This window comes from Bacillus sp. NTK034 (assembly GCF_017303275.1).
Lineage (GTDB): Bacteria > Bacillota > Bacilli > Bacillales > Cytobacillaceae > Cytobacillus.
Window position 1 is genome coordinate 111,353 of record NZ_JAFKOJ010000010.1, and the last position, 18,943, is coordinate 130,295.

Consider the following 18,943-nt stretch of genomic DNA (forward strand, 5'->3'; position numbering starts at 1 on the left):
ATGCTCATCTTTTTTCAAAAGAAACAAGGGAAGTCCCCGATGGGCTGGTTAAAGGAAGAATTAAAGAAAAGGACAGGAACTCAAAAATCGATCCATCTTTCAGATGAGGAGAAGGGGATCCTCGGCTATATTAAACGGGAGACAATGGGCTGGAATCTAAATAATGTCACCAGGACAAAAGCCTATCTTGATTTCTACCGGCAGCATCCGGAAATCCACTGGGCGTTTTTAGGACATATGGTTTCCCGTAATGGCGGCTGGAATATGACCGATTTAAAAGGGGAGATTCTGTCCCGATTAATGCCGGAGAGTGAAAAACATTCCTTCTTTTCCTTTCTGGAAAGAGGGAATTGGCTCATTTTTCAGGATGCCTATCCGCAATTTTTGATTTACCGGGAGAGCCTGAAAAGAAATAAGCCATTATTTTTCCTGTTTCCGTTCCTTAATATTTCCGTCTTCATGGAAACGGTCTGGAGCTGTTTTTGGAGGAAGCCCGACCCTTACCTTATCACCATTGCCCTTGTCATAAATGAACAAAGCTACTTAGAAAAAAGGGTGATTCAAAATCCGCTATATAAACAAGAGGTTTTTCAAAAGCTTGAATTTAAGCTGCAGGAGCTGCTGTCCTTGAATCACATCCTTTTTCCTTATGAAAAGAATGGCATTACCCATATGAAGGGCCAGACATTGAATCATTTTGAATCGCTTCATGAACGGATCCTATTAGGAAAAAAGCTGTATGATGTCCTGTTTAAGGACAAAGAAGAGCTTGCCCTAACAGAACAATGGGCTTATGCTCACCCCCATACCGGTTCAAGGAAGGATTATTGGCCGCATATTTTCAATGATATCCATGAAGGACTGCCAGGCGAGCAATATCAGTTTCAATTAAAATCATGCCAGCTGCGGCCGGGGGGAAGAAGGATTTATAGCCCAGGCCTTGAAACGGCCTGGAAAAATGTGATCCAGCCTGAAGCCGAATCAGGGGATTGGTTTAGAGATTCTCACGTATTAGAGTATTTTCTGGAGTTAGACGATATGATCAATGGGGAGATCCAGCATGCATACTGTAAAACACTTGAAAGGCTCGAGCTCGCAGCCCTTGCCAAAAAAGCCGTCTGGAATTAGAAGCTATATGCCTGCCATGCTATTGGCATCGTTATTAGGCACATACTTAGATCTTTATTTTATCGGGAAGGGAATGTACTACTTCCCGATCCGGCCATTCGCAGCCATCTTTTCAATCAATATTCTGTTCACCCTGGCAGTCCTTCCGAGCTTCATGATTCCTTTATTAAAAATCATGAAAAACCTGAATGGCTGGCTAAAAGGGATGGTTGTTTTGTCCATCAGTTTAGCAATGGCAGCCCTGGAAAGAATGGCAGAGGATATAGGACTGTTTGTCCATGCAGAAAACTGGCATCATTTTTATACCTTTGTGGGATACAGTTTATTTATTGGATTGATCTCTGCTTTTCACAGTTGGATGAATGGCAAGAAACAATGATCAAAAAGCCTATGTGGAAATAGGCTTTTTTCTGTTTCGTTAATCAATTAATCCGTTCTTATTGTCATCGGAAAAAATAGACAACTATTTGTCAGTTAGAATACAAAAATGAGATTTATTAAAGGAAGTTAACACTCTATTTACAAATCGGTGAAGAACCAATTGTTCGACATATTTTTAAAAATCACTTGATATAATGACATTATTTTAAGAAGGAGGGAGATGAAAACAGCTAAGCACGTTCAGGTTTAATACGATTTGACAATCCTTAGCAGCGAGAATACACCCGTCTAAAAAGAAAATCAAGTCAAAATCATTGGGGGAGGAATCATGACGGAGGTTTTACTTTATGTCGGTACATATATTTCCCTTACTTTTGCGTTAGGCTGGCTGATTACGGTTGCTTTTAATCTGTTTTTAAAATGAACACAATCCTCTCACTCCCATAAAACTTCATTCCCATAAACTATAGAGGGTTCTGCGGATTGTGCTCAATCTTCAAGCATCTTTATAACCAGGGAGGTATAAGATTTGTGGATTCTAACACTTTTTTTACATGACAAAGTCAAAATGTTTGAGTATGACAATAAGGATGAAGCCAGAACGGAGTTTGAGAAAGCAAATGGATGTAAGATTCTTTCTGAGATCATACATTACAGGGACTTTGAAAAAAGAGGAAGTTAAAATCCCTGGAGCAAATGAGCAGAATCGTAAAATTCCAGACCTTCTTAACCGGAGGTCTTTTTTTATTTGTCTGAGTTTGTTATCACTGTATACACAAACCTTTTTTTTAAATCGTTTGAAAATAAACAAACATATTAAAGGTATGTTTGTTTTATGTTTGACTAAATTCAAACTTTATTTTATTATGTTTAATATAAAGCAAACAAAGAGATAATTTGTTTATTTTTTAAAGAATTAGGATGTGTTTTGGCTAATGGAATTATCAAATCTATTCTGGGACGTTTCTCTTGAGGAGCTAAAGCAGGGCTATATCGAAGAAAAGGATTCATTTACATGCCTCTTATGCGGGGAAAAGATTGAAAAAGGCATTGTTTATCCATATAAAGATCGGTTTTACGAAGCAGAACGGTATATGCGCATCCATATCGAAACTGCGCATAGCTCGGTGTTTGATTATTTGCTGTCCATGGATAAGAAGCTTACAGGGCTTACCGATCATCAAAAAGGCCTTCTGCAGCTTTTTTATCAGGGAAAGAGCGATAAGGACATTCAGAAAGAACTGGACATGGGGAGTACCTCGACCATTCGCCATCACCGTTTTGCTTTAAAGGAAAAGGAACGGCAGGCGAAGACCTTCCTGGCAATCATGGAATTGCTGAAGGAAAAGGATGAATATGCACCAGCGTTCCTGCCTGTTCATAAAACAGCGACAATGGTGGATGACCGCTACAACATTACAGAGGAAGAACAGGAGAAAATTCTTAAGAAATACTTTCCTGAAGGCACTGATAAACCTCTCGTCAAGTTTCCGCCAAAGGAGAAGCAAAGGCTGATCGTGCTGAGGGAGATTGCCAGCCAGCTTCAGCCTGAGCACACATATGGAGAGAAAGAGTTAAATCAGGCATTGAAGGACTTTTATGAGGATTATGCTCTGATCAGGAGATATTTAATCGACTATGGCTTTTTGGACCGAAAGCTGGATGGCAGTGAGTATTGGCTTAAAAAATAGAATAACGGGGGATTACCATGGAACGCAAAAGAGAATTAAAACAGCAGTTTAAAGAAACGCCTATTGAAGCAGGGGTTTATCAAATAAAGAATAACGTGAACAATAAAATCTTCATCGGCAGCACAAATAATTTAAAAAGCTTGAATGGAGTAAGATTTTCACTCGAAACAAACGGCTACATGCCAAATCGGGAGCTGCAGAACGAGTGGAATCAGTACGGGAAAGAGGCTTTTGAAATCGCCATTTTGGAGAAGCTGAAAAAGAAAAATGATCCGTATTTTAACGAGAAGGAAGCTCTGGAAAAGCTGGAAGAAAAGTGGCTGGATGAGCTGGAGCCTTATGGAGATAAGGGATATAACAAGAAGAAATGACGTGTGGATATTCCACACGTCATTTCTTTAGGCCTGTTTCGCCAGTAAGGATTCCTTCAGCCAATTCTTGCCTTCAACAATCCGGCTGACCATCATGGCCGAAACCGTGTTGCCGGCTGAATTCAAAAGGGTTGCCGGTGCATCAATGATTGTTGAGATAACCGCGATAATCGGCAGCACTTCAGGCGGGAAGCCAAACACGCTTAGAATCAGCATCTCCCCAATCATCCCGCCGCCTGGAATTGCCCCCATAACAGCTCCAACCAGGAAGGAAACAGACAGTATGGTCAGAATACTTGTCATGCTCGACATGTCTTTTCCAAACAAGCTGAACAGGAAAACAATCTTAAACACTCCGCCAAGAACAGAGCCATCTTTATGCGTGTTCGCCCCAAGAGGGATCATCGTCTCGGCAATATCCTGCGGAACACCCATTTTTCTGACAGCCGCAAGGTTAATTGGAATACATGCTGCACTCGAGCATGTGGCAATCGCACTGACAGAAGGTGTGATGGCATTTTTCCAGAAAACCCTGACTCCATCCTTACCGCCAGCCGCAAAGGCATACAGCGTAAAGAAACCAAAGAAGTAAATAAGCGTTAAGACAATATAAAGGACAAACACACGTGCATATCCGCCAAGAATCTGCGGGCCAAGCTCACCTATGATGGTCGCAAAATAACAGCCAAGACCAATTGGCGCATAGTACATCACAAATCCAACAATCTTCATCATGACAGCGGAACCAGAAGAAAGAAGATTCGCAATCGGCTTGCCTTTTTCCCCTGACATCGCAGTTGCCAGTCCGAATAAAATCGAGAACACAATCAGCTGAAGCATGTTATTTTTCGAGAACAGCATCTGGAAATCAGGCACTGTGAACGCCTGGACCAGCTGCCCCAGGAAAGTGACTTCTTCTGCCTCAGGATCGATGGCCGCCTCCGTCATAATGCTTTTAATGGCAGAGATATCCGTGTTTTTCAGCGGATCCACAATGGAAATCCCTATGAAGCCCAGGATAGCGGAAATAACAGCCGTGATGAAAAACACGGTGAAAATTCCGGCCATGATTTTCCCAAGCCTTTTCATTCCGCCCATATTCGCAAGGCTCGAAGCGATGCTAAAAAAGACGAGCGGCACAATGATCATAAACAATAAATTTAAGAATAAATCCCCAAACGGCTTCACAACCGCTGTCTTCGGACCAAAAACCACTCCGGCTATTCCGCCGATCAAGATGGAGAGAAGCAGGAAGATGGTTAATTTGTAATTTGAAAGAACCTTTTTCATGATGTCTCAACCTTTCTATATATTACGAAACTCTATTATATAATTAAATTGTGCCTCAAAAGAAGGTAGGTGGAATATTTCTTAATATTCTGTCTGATTAGTTTCCCTCAGAACAGGAAAGCAGGTCATACTGTATGAAACCCCTACATAAATATTAAACATTATGATGATTTTTCAGCTGAAAGTAATTTTTTTGCGGTAAGCATCACTTTATAGCTTATCAGAAAGGAATTATGCTCATGAAGAAAATAATTAACAGTAAAGCCGCCATCCTGCTTGCAGCTTTTAGCTATCAGACCTATCCGCTTTATTTAAATGGAAGTCTGACCCTGCCAAAAGGATATGAACTGCGGTATGTCATTCGTGCCTTTGCTGATGTCGAGAATCCGGCCGAAAATATTTATGGATTTTTAGCAGAATCAAAGGATAAAATTATTATTGCGTTCCGAGGATACGCTGCCTATCCTTCTGATTTATTAGCATCCTATGACATCTTCCAAATTCCATATCCCTATGTTCCAAATGGAGGAAAAACCTCCCGTGGTTTTTCATGCTTATATCAATCAGCAAGAAATAATTTAATGGAACAATTAAACAAGCTATCTTCCTCTAAAAAGCTGTTTATTACCGGCCATAACTACGGCGGGGCATTATCTGTTTTAGCCGCATTGGATATAGCAGTGAACTCAAAATTTAAAAAGCCATTCGTCTATACGTACGGCAGCCCTCGAATCGGAGATCCCGAATTTGCCATGAAATTTGATCAAAAGGTGAAAAACAGCATACGAGTGGTTAATATACATGACTCTTTCCCAACATTCCCCGAAGTAAGATATCCGCCTCCGTTTACAGAGAAAGGAATAAATTATCAGCATGTCAAAACAGAATACCGGCTCTCTTTCCAGTTAAACAATACACCCCGAAATGACAGCATTAACTGTTATTTTAAATCATTAAGCAGTCTGAATCCCAACTTTGCAGATATACTATGTTCCGAGAACCCTGGTTTTTGCCCGGATACAGTAGTGTGTGTTCCTTTTCAGAGAACATGTTAACCATGGAAAATCGAAAAGTAAAAATGAAAAAGGAGTCCATCCATGAATAACTCAGTCTTTAAGGAAAAGTTCAGCACGGAAGTGGCCATTTTGCTTGCGGGCATGATTCATCAGGCATATCAGCTTTTTGAAACCGGAACACTTTCCCTGCCAAGGGGCTTCAGGCTTCGCCATATTATCCGCGCTCTTGCAGGGGTTGAAGAGCCGGAAGAAGAAGTATTTGGCTTTATCGCAGAATCCGCGGAAGACATCGTGGTAACTTTTCGAGGCACCCGGACATTTAAGGACAATGAGTCGGACCAGGACTTATATCAAGTACCCTATCCTTATGTCAGGGATGCGGGATTCACACACCGTGGTTTTACCTGTATTTACTCCTCGACCCGCAACGAATTAATCAGGGAATTAAACAGGCTTTCCACTGGAAAAAGAGTATTGATTGCTGGCCACAGTTTAGGCGGCAGTTTGGCGGTGCTTGCTGTATTGGATATCGAAGTCAATACCAGGGTTAAAGATCCAATCGTCTATACGTACGGCAGCCCGCGAACTGGAGATCCACTCTTTGCGTCCTTCTTCAGTCAAACGGTACAGAATAGCATACGAATAGTTAATATCCATGACATCATCCCTACTTTACCAGCTCGAGTGTACCCTCCTCCGTTTACAAAGGATGGATTATACTATCGGCATGTGAATAGGAAATATCCGGTTTCATTCCAGCTGAACAGCTTGCCTGTCCGTAATCATGAGATTGTCTGCTATTTTCATAATCTCAGTATGCAGAATCCTGATTATACCAGAGCTTTATGTGCCGGCAGCCCAGGGTTTTGCCCGGATACGGATATTTGTGTTCCGTTTATCGGAAGATGCAGTGGGGAAATTCCATGAGACGGATTCACCTCATAGATTTATATTTGGAAGGTCAATAAGGTATTTGATATTTAATAGTGGTTCAGTAGTAAATTCTTTCATGATTAGCTAGTATGAAATTGAAAATCACTCATTCCTAAGGAAGGGACCAGCACCATTTGACATCGATCAGTAAATATCTTACAGTAAAATTATCCATAGTCGAAAGGGTGAAGAAAAGCACATGATCCTATAATCCTGGCTTTAGAGAAAATCGATATTATAGCCTCAGGTTCAGTTCTGAAATGTGTTGGAATGGGCTTATTTATCGATTGTTTTCTGAGATAGGATTAATGTGGTGTGCTTTTTGACTTGAAAAAAGGCTGAATTAATCGAAAAGCCTATTTAAGTCTATTTATGTGCTGCATGCCTCCTGTCTCGGAAAGTCGAGATAGGAGGCTTTTTGTTTGGGTGAAATTTTGGTGTTCGGAGGGAACAGTATGGAATTTAAATTACAGGAAATAAATCTTGCCAGTAAAGATACAGGCCCATATGGAATCGCTGTTTCAGACAAGGGAGAGGTCTGGTTTACGCAGCATAAAGCCAATAAAATATGCTGCATCGGATTGGATGGGGAAATGACCGAGTACCCGCTGCCGACAGCGAACGCAAAAGTCATGTGTGTAATGGTGTCATCAAAAGGTGAAGTCTGGTTTACCGAGAATGCAGCCAACAGCATTGGGAGAATGACGAAGGAAGGTACTATTCAAGAATATCCCTTGCCCAATCCTGATTCAGCACCCTATGGGATTACTGAAGGGCGGAATGGAGATATCTGGTTTACCGAAATGAATGGAAACCGTATTGGACGGATTAAGGATGATGGTTCTATCCACGAATACAATCTTCCTGTTCAAGGTTCGTATCCAGCATTTATAACGCTGGGATCTGATGATGCCCTATGGTTCACAGAAAACCAAAATAATGCCATCGGAAGAATTACGGAAAATGGAGAAGTGACAGAGTTTAAAGTTCCTACACCTGCTTCTGGGCCGGTTGGAATTACGAAAGGAAACGATGGTGCACTTTGGTTTGTGGAGATTATCGGCAATAAAATAGGCCGTATCAGCCCTTCTGGAGATATCACAGAATTTGAAATTCCAACTGCGAACGCCCGCCCGCATGCCATCACAGCAGGGGCAGGAAACGATTTATGGTTCACGGAGTGGGGAGCAAATAAAATCGGAAGAATTACAGACAACGGGATGATTGAGGAGTATCCGATTGAAACTCCAAATGCTGAACCGCATGGGATTTCAAGCAGCGATGGGAAGACCATCTGGTTTGCACTGGAGTGTGACAGGATTGGGAAAATCACTAGAATCGATTAATTGAGGGTGTGAATTGGTTGTAATTAGCGCATTGTGATTCAAAAAAGCAAAAATAAAATAATTTTCCAAATAGAAGTAAACATAGTATAAAATATAGAAAACAAAGACATATATTAATCATTAAGAAAGGAATCATAACGATGACAAAATTATATTATAGTGGTTTAAAATATGGAGAAAGTGATGTTGAAATAAAATTATTGGTGGATATACAAAATGATTGGTTTGAGATAACACATACAAAAGAAGTGTCCCAGGTAATGAATAAATCAAAAGGTGAATATATCATAGTAAAGCGGAACACCTTGAAATTTGAGGTTGTTTCATAATACGAACAAAAACTGAAATTAAATGTAAAAAACGCAAGCCCGTTATTTGGCTTGCGTTTTTGTATGCTAATTTATTGTGATATTAGTTGTGAATTCACTTGAACTAGCGTTTTGCACCTCACAAGCATCAAAATCAAGGAAGTTCAGGAGAGGTTGGTATTATAGGCTGTTCTTGGAAAAATATTTCCGGGTATTTTCACGTACTTGATTTGGCAAGACACGATCAAGCTCTTCATTTAGCCATGAAAGTGTTTTACTGCGCAAAAAATCACGCATTTTTTCTTCGGCTGAGAGCATAACTAAATTGATGGTGCAAGAGGAGGGAGCCGAAGAGCAGATATTTTCTCTATACAAGTAACCATTATCTTTAATGTTTTTGCATTGAAAAATCGGCTTGGGACCTTCAACTGCTTCAATTACATCCCAAAAAGATATTTCTTCTGGAGATTTAGCGAGTTTATAACCGCCCTTAACTCCAGGAACTGAACTGACTATACCTTTTTTTGATAATTTACTGAAAATCTTTGAAAGATATGTTTCGGAAATCCCTTGGAAAGTGGAGAGTTCCTTTATGCCAATGGAAGAATCCTCTTCATTATCAATTAAATATACAAGGCAGTGAAGTGCATATTCAACCCCAATACTATATTGCATTACGAACACCTCTTCATAAATGAGATTCATTTATCTTAAGAATCTTTAAGTTCTTTGTCAAACAGGGTCAGTTGGAATCAATTAACATGAAAAGTTGTTTGACATAATAAAGTGTACAATTTATTATAGATAATATCAATCGCTGATTGATGCTATCCACAATTGAAATTTCAAAATGCGGTTCAATTATTTGTTGAATCAGCTTTTAAGGAGGAATTGATATTGGAACAACGAATTGATTATTACAATTTAGCACCAGAGGCAATGAAAATAATGATGGAAATGGAGAAGTATACGAAAACGACAGGTTTAGACCGTAAACTTCGTGAACTTATAAAAATTCGGGCTTCACAAATAAATGGCTGTGCCTATTGCATTAACATGCATACAGCTGATGCGAGAAAAATGGGAGAAACGGAACAGCGTTTATATTGCATCAGTGCATGGAGAGAGTGCACATTTTACACCGAAGCAGAAAAAGCAGCTCTTGAATTAACTGAGCACATAACTTTAATCCCGGAGAAACGAGTGCCAGATGAGCTTTATCAGCGAGTACGTGAACATTATGATGAGAAACAATATATTGACCTTGTTTTACTCATCAATCAAATCAACAGCTGGAATAGAATTTCAATTGCAATGGGGAATGTTGCAACTGAAAAATAATATCTCTAACAGTTCCTTGTCTTAATGATAGTCTTTTTTTAAGGGTAACTTACCTTCTAGTAAGTAAAGGAACAGTGATCCTTCAAGACGAAAGAGAAGGGCAAAGACTAGCGTTGCAGAAAAAGTCATTGCCAGGCTCATAAAGTTCGCCCTTAATGCAAAAGCTACTTGTGGAAATATTGAAGCAAAAAAAACTAATCCATTATAAAAAGGGGAGTTTTAAGAATGATGAAAATAGAAAAGAATTTATACACTGCTACTGTAAATGTTCAAGGCGGAAGAGATGGGAAAGCGGTATCTGACGATAACAATCTGAATGTAGACTTGAGATATCCAAAGGAATTAGGCGGGGATGGAGCTGGAACCAATCCGGAGCAGCTGTTCGCTGCAGGGTTTGCCGCATGCTTCCAGGGAGCGATGGGCACTGTCCTGAGGAAAAGGAACATTAAAACAGACGGTATAAATATTGCTTCACAAGTTACGCTTGGCAAGGATGCGAACGAAGGATACGTGCTGGCCATTACAATGGATATCACTGTAAAGGGCGTTGAAACAAGCGTGGCAGAAGAAGTCGTTGCGGAAGCTCATAAGGTTTGTCCTTATGCTAAAGCAACTCAAGGTAATATCGAAGTAATCTCCAACGTTGTTGGTTAATCAGCTTCCGGGATCACCCAAAGAGTGCCTATCTTTTAAGAAGATAGGCACTCTTTTTTGCATTAGGAATTAGGTTTTGTTTAACCTATTTTTCATAAAATGATTCTTAATCCATTTTATAATAAGAAGGAGCGGCAGATACACATATACAAAACCAATTCCCACATTAGAAGTAAAATTGACAAGATAATCAATGCTCTTAAATTCCTGAAGGTATACAGAAACAATGATCTCTGCAATAAGTAAGAATAGCAAAGTCGTTTTAGGAGGAATTGAGAAAGTTCTTTTTGCGATTCTTGTACATGCCCACAAAGAAATACATATAGGGGATATGATCACTAACAGCCAAATAAAGATGAATACATATTCAAATCTTTCCAGGAAAGAGAATTTAACGATCTTAACCATCATAAGAGTGGGCCAGGGTAAATGCTGTAATACCTCTTGATTAAAGTATAAGAAAGATATTAACGTTATAATTAGGTACACAATGAGAGTATATATATTGCCAAGATACGCCCATTTTGAAATATCTCTGTTATTTGAACTCCTAAGGAAGGGATAATACATCAGGATCCACTCGAAACCAAGAAAAAGCAGGGCATACCCTTTAGAAGATAAAAATAGCTCACTGAGGGAATGACTGAAGGCGGGGAGCAGATAAATATAATTCGTGTGCTTCAATGGAAAATAGATTAAAAAGAACAGAAAAGAAGGCAAAATAACTCCCCAGAAGCTAAAGCCGGTTAGACTGCGGAAGCCGCTTGAGATAATATAATAAAATGTGAGTCCGAAAACGAAACATAGCTGCCATGTTTTTATTGAAGGATACACCCATATTTGGATGACCTCAATATAAGCACGGAGGACTGTCAAAGAAGCCAGCCAGAAATAAACCAATGCCATGACAGACATTATGCTGCCAATCGCTTTTCCAAAGCAATACTGATGAACAGCTACTAAATCATTAGTTCCCCCGCCTAATAGCTTAAAAATAATATAGAGTATGATATGGGTTGCAGCCCAGGTTATAATTAAAGAAATCCAGGCGTCCTGCTCAGCATGTTTAATAACCTGGCTTTGAAAATTTAGGATGCCAACTCCGGTTTGTGAAGAGTGAATGAGAAAAAATGTGAAAAAAGCCGAAACTTGAAATTGTTTTTCTACTTTTACGTTCACTAATTTCCCACCCCAGTTTGCCTAACTGCAATTTTGGTATTTACCTCATATGTCATATTAGGATATATCCGATCGTAAAAACTTTTTTCAGAATAATTTCTGTGATTTGCTTTATACACTCTTCCTATACCTAAAGGATCTACACCATTTGTTTGAAAATCCTTTAGAAGTAATTCAGCATCGTTTGAAATTGATTTCTGTAAGGCGGTTTTAAATAATTTAAGATCCTTTTCATCTTCTAAATTGATCCATTCAGGCAAAGCATCAAGTTCTACATCTAAATTTAGGCTAACTCTAACTTGTTCCCTGAGGTTCTCCTTTATGAATTTCACCTTGTGTTTTCCATAGTTTGTTCTGACCCCAATATTTGCTTTGTGTCCATGCATGTTGAGGTCAAAACTGTATACTCCCATTTTGTTTTTATCCGTCATTAATTTTAATAAGAAGGTTTCTTTTTCGGAAATCCTAAGTGCTAATTTTTCACCTCTAAAAATCCCCATACCATCGACTTTAATTTGCCCTTTAGAATCAACTGTAAGATTTGGAAAGGACATATCAATTCCACTGCCAAAAAACTGGTCATACATTACATGGGAGTTAGATTCAGGAATTCCTTCATTTTCAATACTTTTATCAATCAAATTCATTAAGAATAGCGGACTCTCATTAAGTGTTTTATTTAGTATTAAATCTGGACTTCCATCTGTAATGGCAATTCTTACTATGCCAATTTTTGGATCCTTACAGATGGGGTCTAATATGGAAGCTAAACCATCTCTGCTTAGTTGATCCCCAAATATCATTACCCTTACTTGACCTATTTCAAAGGGAAATTGAGATTTATGGCTAAGCTCTTCCTGCAGGCTGGATGGATTTTTTGCGGCAGCTGTGATCAATACAGGTTTATCACTCTCGGCATAATTTGGATAAACAGCACTTGCTTTTAGCAGCTCTTCTTCTTTGTCATATCCCACATTATGCATCAAAGAAATTTCATTAATTATATTGTGGGGTACACATCCAGCCAGGGTTAGAGCAAGAACAACAATACTCACTTTAAGAAATGTGTTATTCGTCATTAAGATCTACCTTCTTTTTGTTTCTCTCTTTTGGTGAATATTTAATTTTATCTTTAGGTCTCAAATAATCCGGCCTTTTGTTTAATTTGGTATAAGGGGGCCTTATGATACTATCCGCAAGACTATTGATGCGAAACGGGTGCAAAGGAACCATGTAAGGAGTATCAAATGATTTTAATTTAAACAAATGACAAAGCAGCACAACAAAGCCTACCATAATACCCAGCCCGCCCAGGAATGATGACATGATGATAAAGGGAAATCTTAATAATCTAATGGTGTTGGACATCACGATAGTTGGTGTTGTGAATGAAGCTAAGGCTGATAAAGCGACAATGATTAATAAAATATTACTTGTCAGTGCTGCCATTACAGCTGCCTGTCCAATGACAATACCGCCAACAATGCCCAATGTCTGTCCTACTTTAGTAGGCAATCGGGCTCCTGCCTCTCTTAATAATTCAATGGTCAATTCTAAAAAAAGAACTTCCAGCAGCGGCGGAAATGGAACGTTAGCTCTGGACTCTATTAGCGGACCCAGTAAATCCGCGGGAACCACCTCATAATGAAATGTCACAACCGCAACATAAATGGCGGAAGAAAAGATTGAAAAGATGATCGCAAGTATTCGAGTAAAACGGAAGAAAGACCCGATAATCCAGTTATAATAATAATCTTCAGATGAGAGAAAAAAATCGAAAATGGTAGTAGGCCCGGATACTGCGTATGGTGAACCATCACTAAAGATAACGACCTGGCCGGAAGTGAGTGAATAAGAAATTCGATCCAGCCTCTCAGAAGAAAAGTAAAGCGGAAAAGGAGTATAAGAATTTTCCTTAATTAGCTGGATTAACGCAGATGTATCCCAAATAATATCAAAATCGATCTCAGAGAGCCTTTTCTTTACAAATTTTATATGCTGTTCATTTGTAATGCCATCTAAATAAACAATCATTACTCTTGTTTTTGACAGTGTGCCCAGCACAATCTCTTCAGTAGTTAATAAAGGAGATTTTACCTTAGTTCGAAGTAAAAGAATATTCGTATCAAGGCTCTCAACAAACCCTAATTTTGGACCGATAACATTAAATTCATTCTCAGTTTCGTTAGACTCTCTTATCCCTTTAGATAAATTGCTTACATTCACTAATAGACAATCTTCAGAGGTATTCTCAAATTTAATTAGGACATATCCCTGGTGAATTTTCTCTTCGATTTCTTTTGCTTCCTTTGTTCTGATAACCTCTTCAAGCGGCAGGCTGTTTTTAAATTGATTCATATCAAAAGCCTGGTCAGTCTTTTTTTCGCACTCATTAATATATGGAAGAAATACATGCTCCATCGTCTTGTGATCGATCAGTGAAGTGAAGTATAAAATGACTATCTGGACTCCGGAAAGACTTTTTTGAATTTCTTTAAAATCAGATGATTTTTTGGCTCTATTCACTATTTCGGCAGGTGCTTGATTTTCTGCAGGATTCAGATTGGTGTTTTCCATTTTCATAAACAAATGTACTCCTAACATGTGTTACTACTTATTATTATTACTATCAAAAATTGTATGCACTTTAACATTTTTATTATGGCTGTATGTTTATTTGCACAATGTGGCCATATCTTTGAAAAAGAAACGGAAATAATAGAAAATGAAAAGGACTTGATATATAACTGTATGATCATTTTTATTTAGGAGTGGGAAGATGAGAGATATTTCGATCTTAATTGCGGATGATGAGGAGGACATTGCTGATCTGATTGCCATCCATTTAGAAAAAGAAGGGTATCATGTTATTAAAGTTTCAGATGGACAAGAGGCTGTTCGTGTTGTCGGGACTCAACCGATTGATTTGCTGATTTTGGATATTATGATGCCGAAAATGGACGGATATGAAGTAACCCGCCGCATTCGCGAGCAGCATAACATGCCCATCATCTTTTTGAGTGCTAAAACCTCTGATTTTGATAAAGTTCAGGGACTGGTCATTGGAGCAGATGATTATATGACAAAACCATTCACTCCGATCGAATTGGTTGCCCGTGTAAATGCTCAGCTCCGGCGTTTTATACAGCTGAATCAGCCGAAAGCAGATCATAAAACCTGGCTGGAATATGGCGGGTTAGTGATTACACCTGATCAGCGCACAGTGACCCTATATGGTGAAAGCATTGAGCTTACGCCGAAAGAGTTTGATATTTTGTATTTACTCGCGAGTCATCCAAAAAAGGTGTACAGTGTGGAAAATATTTTTCAGCAGGTGTGGGGAGAAGCCTACTTTGAAAGCGGCAATACAGTCATGGTACATATTCGCACGCTGCGGAAAAAACTGGAAGAAGGCAGACAGAACCACAAATGGATAAAAACCGTGTGGGGAGTCGGGTATTCCTTCAATGGGTAAAATGGTGCGCAGCTTTCGTTCAAAAATGGTGCTTTTATTTGGTTTGAGTATGATTTTTTCTGGACTTATAACGTTTATAGTCTTTAAATCACTCCAATTCTATTATCATGCGAATGCCCAGTTTGGTGACCGGCTGGAATATTATCGGAAAATTATGAAACAATTTGGCGACATTAACGTCTTTTTACTGCTGTTTATCCCGCTTTCGTTCATGTTCTTTTATTTACTCACGAAGCGATATTCCAGCTATTTTAACGAGATTTCAACCGGAATCCATCATCTCTCCCGGGGAGACTTTTCACATCAAGTTCAGATAGAGTCAAATGATGAATTTCGGGATATTGCCCATGATATTAATCTGGCAAGTGAAAAATTGAAACAAGCTGTTGAAAGAGGAGATTTTTCGGAAAGCAGCAAGGATCAATTGGTCGTAAATCTGGCTCATGATTTGCGGACCCCGCTTACCTCTGTTTTAGGATATTTGGATTTGATCCTTAAGGATGAGAGCTTGACTGAAGAACAAGTCCGGCATTTTTTGACCATTGCCTTTACGAAATCTCAGCGTTTAGAAAGGCTGATTGATGAATTATTCGAAATAACCAGAATGAATTATGGCATGCTTCCAGTTGAAAGAAAGAGCCTAAATTTAACGGACCTGCTTAATCAATTAAAGGAAGAACTGTATCCTGCATTCAAAAAGAATCATTTGGCTGCCCGTATGGATAGCACACCCCATTTGCCCATTTTGGGTGATGGTGAATTGATAGCACGTGTGTTTGAAAATCTACTAACGAATGCCATCCGTTATGGAAATGAAGGCCAGTATGTCGATATTAACGGCAAGATTGATGGGGATGAAGCGGTCGTTCAGGTTGTGAATTATGGAGACAGCGTTCCTCCGGAGGAACTCCCGCATCTCTTTGATATGTTCTATACCGGTGACAAAGCACGAACGCATCAGGAAGACAGCACCGGTCTTGGCCTGTTCATAGTGAAGAATATTGTGGAGCAGCATAATGGAACCATTACGGTTGAGAGCAATGTCATCAGGACCATTTTTGAAGTTCGTCTGCCAAAGGAAAGTGAACGAATGACTGAAGATTAGCTGTTAGTACAGGTTTTAAGAAAAATTTAAAATTTACCCTACTCTTTTTTTAAATAGTTTTTCCTATTCTTTAAGCAAGGAAGAATAAGGAGGAAGCTGAAAAATGAAGAAGTGGGGTTTTTTACTATTAGTTTGCCTGGGGTTAACATTCGTAAATGTGGATTCTTTCTTTGAACCAAAAGTAAAAATACAAAATGATGATCAATATGAAAGTGACATAGAGGATAGAAGGACCTCTGAACATAGCCAAAAAGAGATAACAGAAGAACAAATCTATCAGGGAAATTTGCTTTTGGTTAATAATAAATATCCGGTTCACCCGGAGAGTATTAAATCAGATGTCATCAATCTATCTGAGCAAAGTGAACATACAAGGGGATATGGCTTGTTAAACAGCGAAATATATCTGTCTGAGGACGTTGCACGTGAATTTTCAGAGATGATGGCTGCAGCAGAAATGGAAGGAGTTCGAAATTTCTCTATAACCAGCGGCTTTCGAGGCTTAGAAGAACAAAGTGTGCTTTATCAGGAGATGGGTTCTGATTATGCCTTGCCGGCTGGCTATAGCGAGCATAATTTGGGTTTATCGCTTGATGTAGGATCTACTCAAATGAAAATGGCCGATGCACCTGAAGGAAAGTGGATCGAAGAAAATGCCTGGAAACACGGGTTCATCCTGCGCTATCCAAAGGACAAGACAGACGTAACAGGAATTCAATATGAACCCTGGCATATCCGCTATGTTGGCCTGCCGCATAGTGCGATTATGAAGGAAAAAAATTTTGCTTTAGAGGAATATTTAGATTATCTAAAAGAAGAAAAACAAATCTCTGTGAGTATGAATGGGGAAACATACACAATTACTTATTACCCGATACCTGAAACCAGGACGATTAACGTACCGGACGATAGCTATTATGAGATTTCAGGCAACAATATGGATGGTGTATTTGTGACCGTCTTCGAATGATAAGTGAAAAATTTAAGGCCATTTTAGTAATTCATGAAAGGGCGCTTTTCTTGAATTAGAGATGCACTTTCTTCATGTAAATGGCCCTTATATTGAAAAAGAGGCAAAATAATAGTTAGGGTTAAATTAGAAATATAAAACTTCAAAACCTTCCTTTTCTAATGTTGAATAGGCGGAAGGTTTTGAAGATTATTTGTGGTTTTTATGCATACATATAGTTCATTCATATCGTTAACAGCTGCATAAAAGACATCCTTTACATCGAAAATATTTTTTCTTTCTAATTCCTCAAAAAGCCATGATTCATTTAAATTTCTTGAGTGCAGGACTTTTTCATAAATCTCTCCATCAATAACAACTGGTACATCAATGCCCTTATTAAAAATATTCGGTTGAGGATGAATATGTTCGACTCGTGCAGCTTCCTTTTCAGGATACATTTTAACAGATAGATTTCCATTTGCTTCAACTATAGCTAATTCAACATCCTTTACATTAAAAATTTGATGTTCTCTTAACATCTGTAAAATGGTATCAATCGAATATTGTATTTTTTTCATTTTGTTCACTAAAAATTGTCCTTGATAAATGACAATTGTAGGTTCAAATGTTAACAAACGGCCTATTTTACGATTTTTTATTTTCCAGGTTGCTATTAATTTCTGCAGTAAAGCTATTGCAATAATGGCAATCGCTGTATATATATGATTAATCTTTGGGTCTGCAATATCAGCACCAACTACAGCACCCAAAGTTAAAATTACTAAAAAATCAAATACCGGCAATTCACCTATGGAGCGTTTTCCCATATAAAGTGTTGCAAATAGTGCTAGTGGCAAAATGGTGACAATTCGTCCTAGGACTTTTAATATTTGAAATGCATATTCCATAAAATCACCTCATATAGGGAACTTTACATTTTAATATGACACAGATAATTATTAATTATTTGCATGTCCATCTATTAAATGCCAAATACAGATTGCGCTCTGAAGCAAAACAGCAATTAAGAGAGAGATTTTTTTTTGAATTTTGACTCTTGATCAATCATCTTGACACTTACCTATTAGTAAGTTACTATCGGGATATGGAAAACAGAAAAAAACAAATTGTAGACTTAGCCATTAAATTGATACAGCAAAAAGGGTATGTAGCTTTCAGCTATGATGACATTTCTAAACAGCTTGGAGTGACCAAAGCAAGTATTCACTATCACTTTGAGAAGAAGGAGGACTTAGGAGTCGCAGTTACAGAACGTATTTTATTGAAACTGCAGGAATCTTTAATGTTAATTAAAAATTCGCCGGCTCCTGCTGAAGAGAAAATGAAGCGGCTCATTCAGCAGCAAGCTCAAAGATTCGAGTGTACTGAAATCTGTCCTATTTCTTCGCTGCAGACGGATTATGAATCTTTGCCATCTGCTGTACAAGAAAAGATTGAGGAAGTCAGCAGACTGGAACTCAATGTAATGAAAGAATTAGTAGCGGAGGCACAAACGGCAAATATCATAAATAGCTCTGAAGATGTCCATCAAGTAGCGGTAACGATATTATCAAGTGTTAAAGGAGCTTTATTATACAGACGGGTTCTGGGTGATGATGTATTAGCCGAAGTACTAAATCAGTTAAATCGATTCTTAAAAAAACCGTAGAAACGGTTTTTTTAAAGAGAAATACTTACCTTCTAGTAAGTAAATAATATTCAATTTCAGTAGCTTTGTTTTTATTAGGTTGGGTTAATAGTTGATGGGGAGTC

Annotated in this window: 21 protein-coding genes; 15 read left to right on the forward strand and 6 right to left on the reverse strand. The window is 38.6% G+C overall.

Features of this window, described 5'->3' with window-relative positions:
• The 5 genes from JI665_RS23425 to JI665_RS23445 all read left to right on the forward strand — a co-directional run bounded on the left by JI665_RS23425 (window position 1) and on the right by JI665_RS23445 (window position 3,571).
• Window positions 1-1,128 carry a DUF2515 family protein gene (locus tag JI665_RS23425; protein WP_244671301.1) on the forward strand — a complete coding sequence of 376 codons (1,128 nt, stop codon included), beginning with the start codon at window positions 1-3 and terminating at the stop codon, window positions 1,126-1,128.
• Entirely contained in the window at window positions 1,061-1,507 is a 447-nt protein-coding gene (locus tag JI665_RS23430; RefSeq protein ID WP_244671302.1) for a CBO0543 family protein, read from the forward strand. Before JI665_RS23425 ends, JI665_RS23430 begins: the two co-directional genes overlap by 68 nt.
• A 531-nt stretch (window positions 1,508-2,038) precedes the next feature.
• Window positions 2,039-2,191 carry a hypothetical protein gene (locus JI665_RS23435; protein WP_206844786.1) on the forward strand — a complete coding sequence of 51 codons (153 nt, stop codon included), beginning with the start codon at window positions 2,039-2,041 and terminating at the stop codon, window positions 2,189-2,191.
• Window positions 2,192-2,444: 253 nt separating this feature from the next.
• Complete coding sequence (locus JI665_RS23440) at window positions 2,445-3,200, forward strand: DUF2087 domain-containing protein (protein WP_206844787.1); 756 nt, start codon at window positions 2,445-2,447, stop codon at window positions 3,198-3,200.
• 17 nt (window positions 3,201-3,217) lie between these two features.
• Window positions 3,218-3,571, forward strand: coding sequence for a GIY-YIG nuclease family protein (locus tag JI665_RS23445; protein ID WP_206844788.1), 354 nt, complete (start codon window positions 3,218-3,220; stop codon window positions 3,569-3,571).
• A 27-nt stretch (window positions 3,572-3,598) separates the two neighbouring features.
• Here JI665_RS23445 and JI665_RS23450 read toward each other — a convergent pair whose 3' ends face one another.
• A complete protein-coding gene (locus JI665_RS23450) occupies window positions 3,599-4,861 on the reverse strand; it encodes a dicarboxylate/amino acid:cation symporter (protein ID WP_206844789.1) in 1,263 nt (420 codons plus the stop codon).
• Window positions 4,862-5,100: 239 nt separating this feature from the next.
• Here JI665_RS23450 and JI665_RS23455 point away from each other — a divergent pair, with 239 nt between their 5' ends.
• From JI665_RS23455 to JI665_RS23470, 4 genes are all read left to right on the forward strand, one after another.
• Window positions 5,101-5,916: a lipase family protein gene (locus JI665_RS23455; protein WP_414635280.1), complete on the forward strand. Its 816-nt coding sequence runs from the start codon at window positions 5,101-5,103 to the stop codon at window positions 5,914-5,916.
• Window positions 5,917-5,958: 42 nt separating this feature from the next.
• Window positions 5,959-6,804 (forward strand): lipase family protein, encoded by an 846-nt coding sequence (locus tag JI665_RS23460; RefSeq protein ID WP_206844791.1) that lies wholly within the window; start codon window positions 5,959-5,961, stop codon window positions 6,802-6,804.
• Between the two features lie 461 nt (window positions 6,805-7,265).
• On the forward strand, window positions 7,266-8,156 hold the full coding sequence (locus JI665_RS23465) for a virginiamycin B lyase family protein (RefSeq protein WP_206844792.1): 891 nt from the start codon (window positions 7,266-7,268) through the stop codon (window positions 8,154-8,156).
• Window positions 8,157-8,296: 140 nt separating this feature from the next.
• Window positions 8,297-8,485 (forward strand): hypothetical protein, encoded by a 189-nt coding sequence (locus JI665_RS23470; protein ID WP_206844793.1) that lies wholly within the window; start codon window positions 8,297-8,299, stop codon window positions 8,483-8,485.
• 159 nt (window positions 8,486-8,644) lie between these two features.
• On the opposite strand, the gene JI665_RS23475 is transcribed toward JI665_RS23470, so the two are convergent.
• Complete coding sequence (locus JI665_RS23475; protein ID WP_206844794.1) at window positions 8,645-9,139, reverse strand: RrF2 family transcriptional regulator; 495 nt, start codon at window positions 9,137-9,139, stop codon at window positions 8,645-8,647.
• Between the two features lie 222 nt (window positions 9,140-9,361).
• On the opposite strand from JI665_RS23475, the gene JI665_RS23480 reads away from it, so the two are divergent.
• The gene (locus JI665_RS23480) at window positions 9,362-9,805 is read left to right on the forward strand and encodes a carboxymuconolactone decarboxylase family protein (RefSeq protein WP_206844797.1); all 444 of its coding nucleotides are present in this window, start codon (window positions 9,362-9,364) and stop codon (window positions 9,803-9,805) included.
• A 225-nt stretch (window positions 9,806-10,030) separates the two neighbouring features.
• Window positions 10,031-10,459, forward strand: coding sequence for an organic hydroperoxide resistance protein (locus tag JI665_RS23485; protein ID WP_280516124.1), 429 nt, complete (start codon window positions 10,031-10,033; stop codon window positions 10,457-10,459).
• Window positions 10,460-10,528: 69 nt separating this feature from the next.
• Here JI665_RS23485 and JI665_RS23490 read toward each other — a convergent pair whose 3' ends face one another.
• Genes JI665_RS23490 through JI665_RS23500 form a run of 3 tightly spaced genes read right to left on the reverse strand, consistent with a single transcriptional unit; the run spans window position 10,529 to window position 14,221 of the window.
• Window positions 10,529-11,638, reverse strand: coding sequence for a GerAB/ArcD/ProY family transporter (locus JI665_RS23490; protein ID WP_206844800.1), 1,110 nt, complete (start codon window positions 11,636-11,638; stop codon window positions 10,529-10,531).
• Entirely contained in the window at window positions 11,638-12,717 is a 1,080-nt protein-coding gene (locus JI665_RS23495) for a Ger(x)C family spore germination protein (protein ID WP_206844802.1), read from the reverse strand. The genes JI665_RS23490 and JI665_RS23495 overlap by 1 nt, the downstream gene beginning before the upstream one ends.
• The gene (locus JI665_RS23500) at window positions 12,707-14,221 is read right to left on the reverse strand and encodes a spore germination protein (protein ID WP_206844803.1); all 1,515 of its coding nucleotides are present in this window, start codon (window positions 14,219-14,221) and stop codon (window positions 12,707-12,709) included. The genes JI665_RS23495 and JI665_RS23500 overlap by 11 nt, the downstream gene beginning before the upstream one ends.
• Window positions 14,222-14,417: 196 nt before the next feature.
• Between JI665_RS23500 and vanR the strand changes: the two genes are divergently transcribed.
• The 3 genes from vanR (at window position 14,418) to vanY (ending at window position 17,188) form a co-directional block, all read left to right on the forward strand.
• On the forward strand, window positions 14,418-15,113 hold the full coding sequence (vanR, locus tag JI665_RS23505; protein WP_206844805.1) for a vancomycin resistance response regulator transcription factor, VanR-F/VanR-M family: 696 nt from the start codon (window positions 14,418-14,420) through the stop codon (window positions 15,111-15,113).
• Complete coding sequence (locus JI665_RS23510; protein WP_206844807.1) at window positions 15,106-16,218, forward strand: sensor histidine kinase; 1,113 nt, start codon at window positions 15,106-15,108, stop codon at window positions 16,216-16,218. The genes vanR and JI665_RS23510 overlap by 8 nt, the downstream gene beginning before the upstream one ends.
• Before the next feature lie 103 nt (window positions 16,219-16,321).
• The gene (gene vanY / locus JI665_RS23515; RefSeq protein WP_206844809.1) at window positions 16,322-17,188 is read left to right on the forward strand and encodes a VanY-A/VanY-F/VanY-M family D-Ala-D-Ala carboxypeptidase; all 867 of its coding nucleotides are present in this window, start codon (window positions 16,322-16,324) and stop codon (window positions 17,186-17,188) included.
• A 158-nt stretch (window positions 17,189-17,346) separates the two neighbouring features.
• Here the strand turns inward: vanY and JI665_RS23520 are convergent, their stop codons facing one another.
• Complete coding sequence (locus JI665_RS23520; RefSeq protein WP_206844812.1) at window positions 17,347-18,078, reverse strand: DUF421 domain-containing protein; 732 nt, start codon at window positions 18,076-18,078, stop codon at window positions 17,347-17,349.
• Between the two features lie 197 nt (window positions 18,079-18,275).
• Between JI665_RS23520 and JI665_RS23525 the strand changes: the two genes are divergently transcribed.
• Window positions 18,276-18,839 carry a TetR/AcrR family transcriptional regulator gene (locus JI665_RS23525; RefSeq protein ID WP_206844815.1) on the forward strand — a complete coding sequence of 188 codons (564 nt, stop codon included), beginning with the start codon at window positions 18,276-18,278 and terminating at the stop codon, window positions 18,837-18,839.
• The last annotated feature ends 104 nt before the right edge of the window (window positions 18,840-18,943 follow it).

What these genes read in the sequence shown, in the direction of transcription:
- JI665_RS23510 (WP_206844807.1), top strand. Translation starts at nt 15,106, where the DNA reads ATGGGTAAAATGGTGCGCAGCTTTCGTTCAAAAATGGTGCTTTTATTT.
- vanR (WP_206844805.1), top strand. Translation starts at nt 14,418, where the DNA reads ATGAGAGATATTTCGATCTTAATTGCGGATGATGAGGAGGACATTGCT.
- vanY (WP_206844809.1), top strand. Translation starts at nt 16,322, where the DNA reads ATGAAGAAGTGGGGTTTTTTACTATTAGTTTGCCTGGGGTTAACATTC.
- JI665_RS23440 (WP_206844787.1), top strand. Translation starts at nt 2,445, where the DNA reads ATGGAATTATCAAATCTATTCTGGGACGTTTCTCTTGAGGAGCTAAAG.
- JI665_RS23460 (WP_206844791.1), top strand. Translation starts at nt 5,959, where the DNA reads ATGAATAACTCAGTCTTTAAGGAAAAGTTCAGCACGGAAGTGGCCATT.
- JI665_RS23425 (WP_244671301.1), top strand. Translation starts at nt 1, where the DNA reads ATGCTCATCTTTTTTCAAAAGAAACAAGGGAAGTCCCCGATGGGCTGG.
- JI665_RS23455 (WP_414635280.1), top strand. Translation starts at nt 5,101, where the DNA reads ATGAAGAAAATAATTAACAGTAAAGCCGCCATCCTGCTTGCAGCTTTT.
- JI665_RS23430 (WP_244671302.1), top strand. Translation starts at nt 1,061, where the DNA reads ATGCATACTGTAAAACACTTGAAAGGCTCGAGCTCGCAGCCCTTGCCA.
- JI665_RS23520 (WP_206844812.1), bottom strand. Translation starts at nt 18,078, where the DNA reads ATGGAATATGCATTTCAAATATTAAAAGTCCTAGGACGAATTGTCACC.
- JI665_RS23465 (WP_206844792.1), top strand. Translation starts at nt 7,266, where the DNA reads ATGGAATTTAAATTACAGGAAATAAATCTTGCCAGTAAAGATACAGGC.
- JI665_RS23450 (WP_206844789.1), bottom strand. Translation starts at nt 4,861, where the DNA reads ATGAAAAAGGTTCTTTCAAATTACAAATTAACCATCTTCCTGCTTCTC.
- JI665_RS23470 (WP_206844793.1), top strand. Translation starts at nt 8,297, where the DNA reads ATGACAAAATTATATTATAGTGGTTTAAAATATGGAGAAAGTGATGTT.
- JI665_RS23500 (WP_206844803.1), bottom strand. Translation starts at nt 14,221, where the DNA reads ATGAAAATGGAAAACACCAATCTGAATCCTGCAGAAAATCAAGCACCT.
- JI665_RS23525 (WP_206844815.1), top strand. Translation starts at nt 18,276, where the DNA reads ATGGAAAACAGAAAAAAACAAATTGTAGACTTAGCCATTAAATTGATA.
- JI665_RS23495 (WP_206844802.1), bottom strand. Translation starts at nt 12,717, where the DNA reads ATGACGAATAACACATTTCTTAAAGTGAGTATTGTTGTTCTTGCTCTA.
- JI665_RS23475 (WP_206844794.1), bottom strand. Translation starts at nt 9,139, where the DNA reads ATGCAATATAGTATTGGGGTTGAATATGCACTTCACTGCCTTGTATAT.
- JI665_RS23445 (WP_206844788.1), top strand. Translation starts at nt 3,218, where the DNA reads ATGGAACGCAAAAGAGAATTAAAACAGCAGTTTAAAGAAACGCCTATT.
- JI665_RS23485 (WP_280516124.1), top strand. Translation starts at nt 10,031, where the DNA reads ATGATGAAAATAGAAAAGAATTTATACACTGCTACTGTAAATGTTCAA.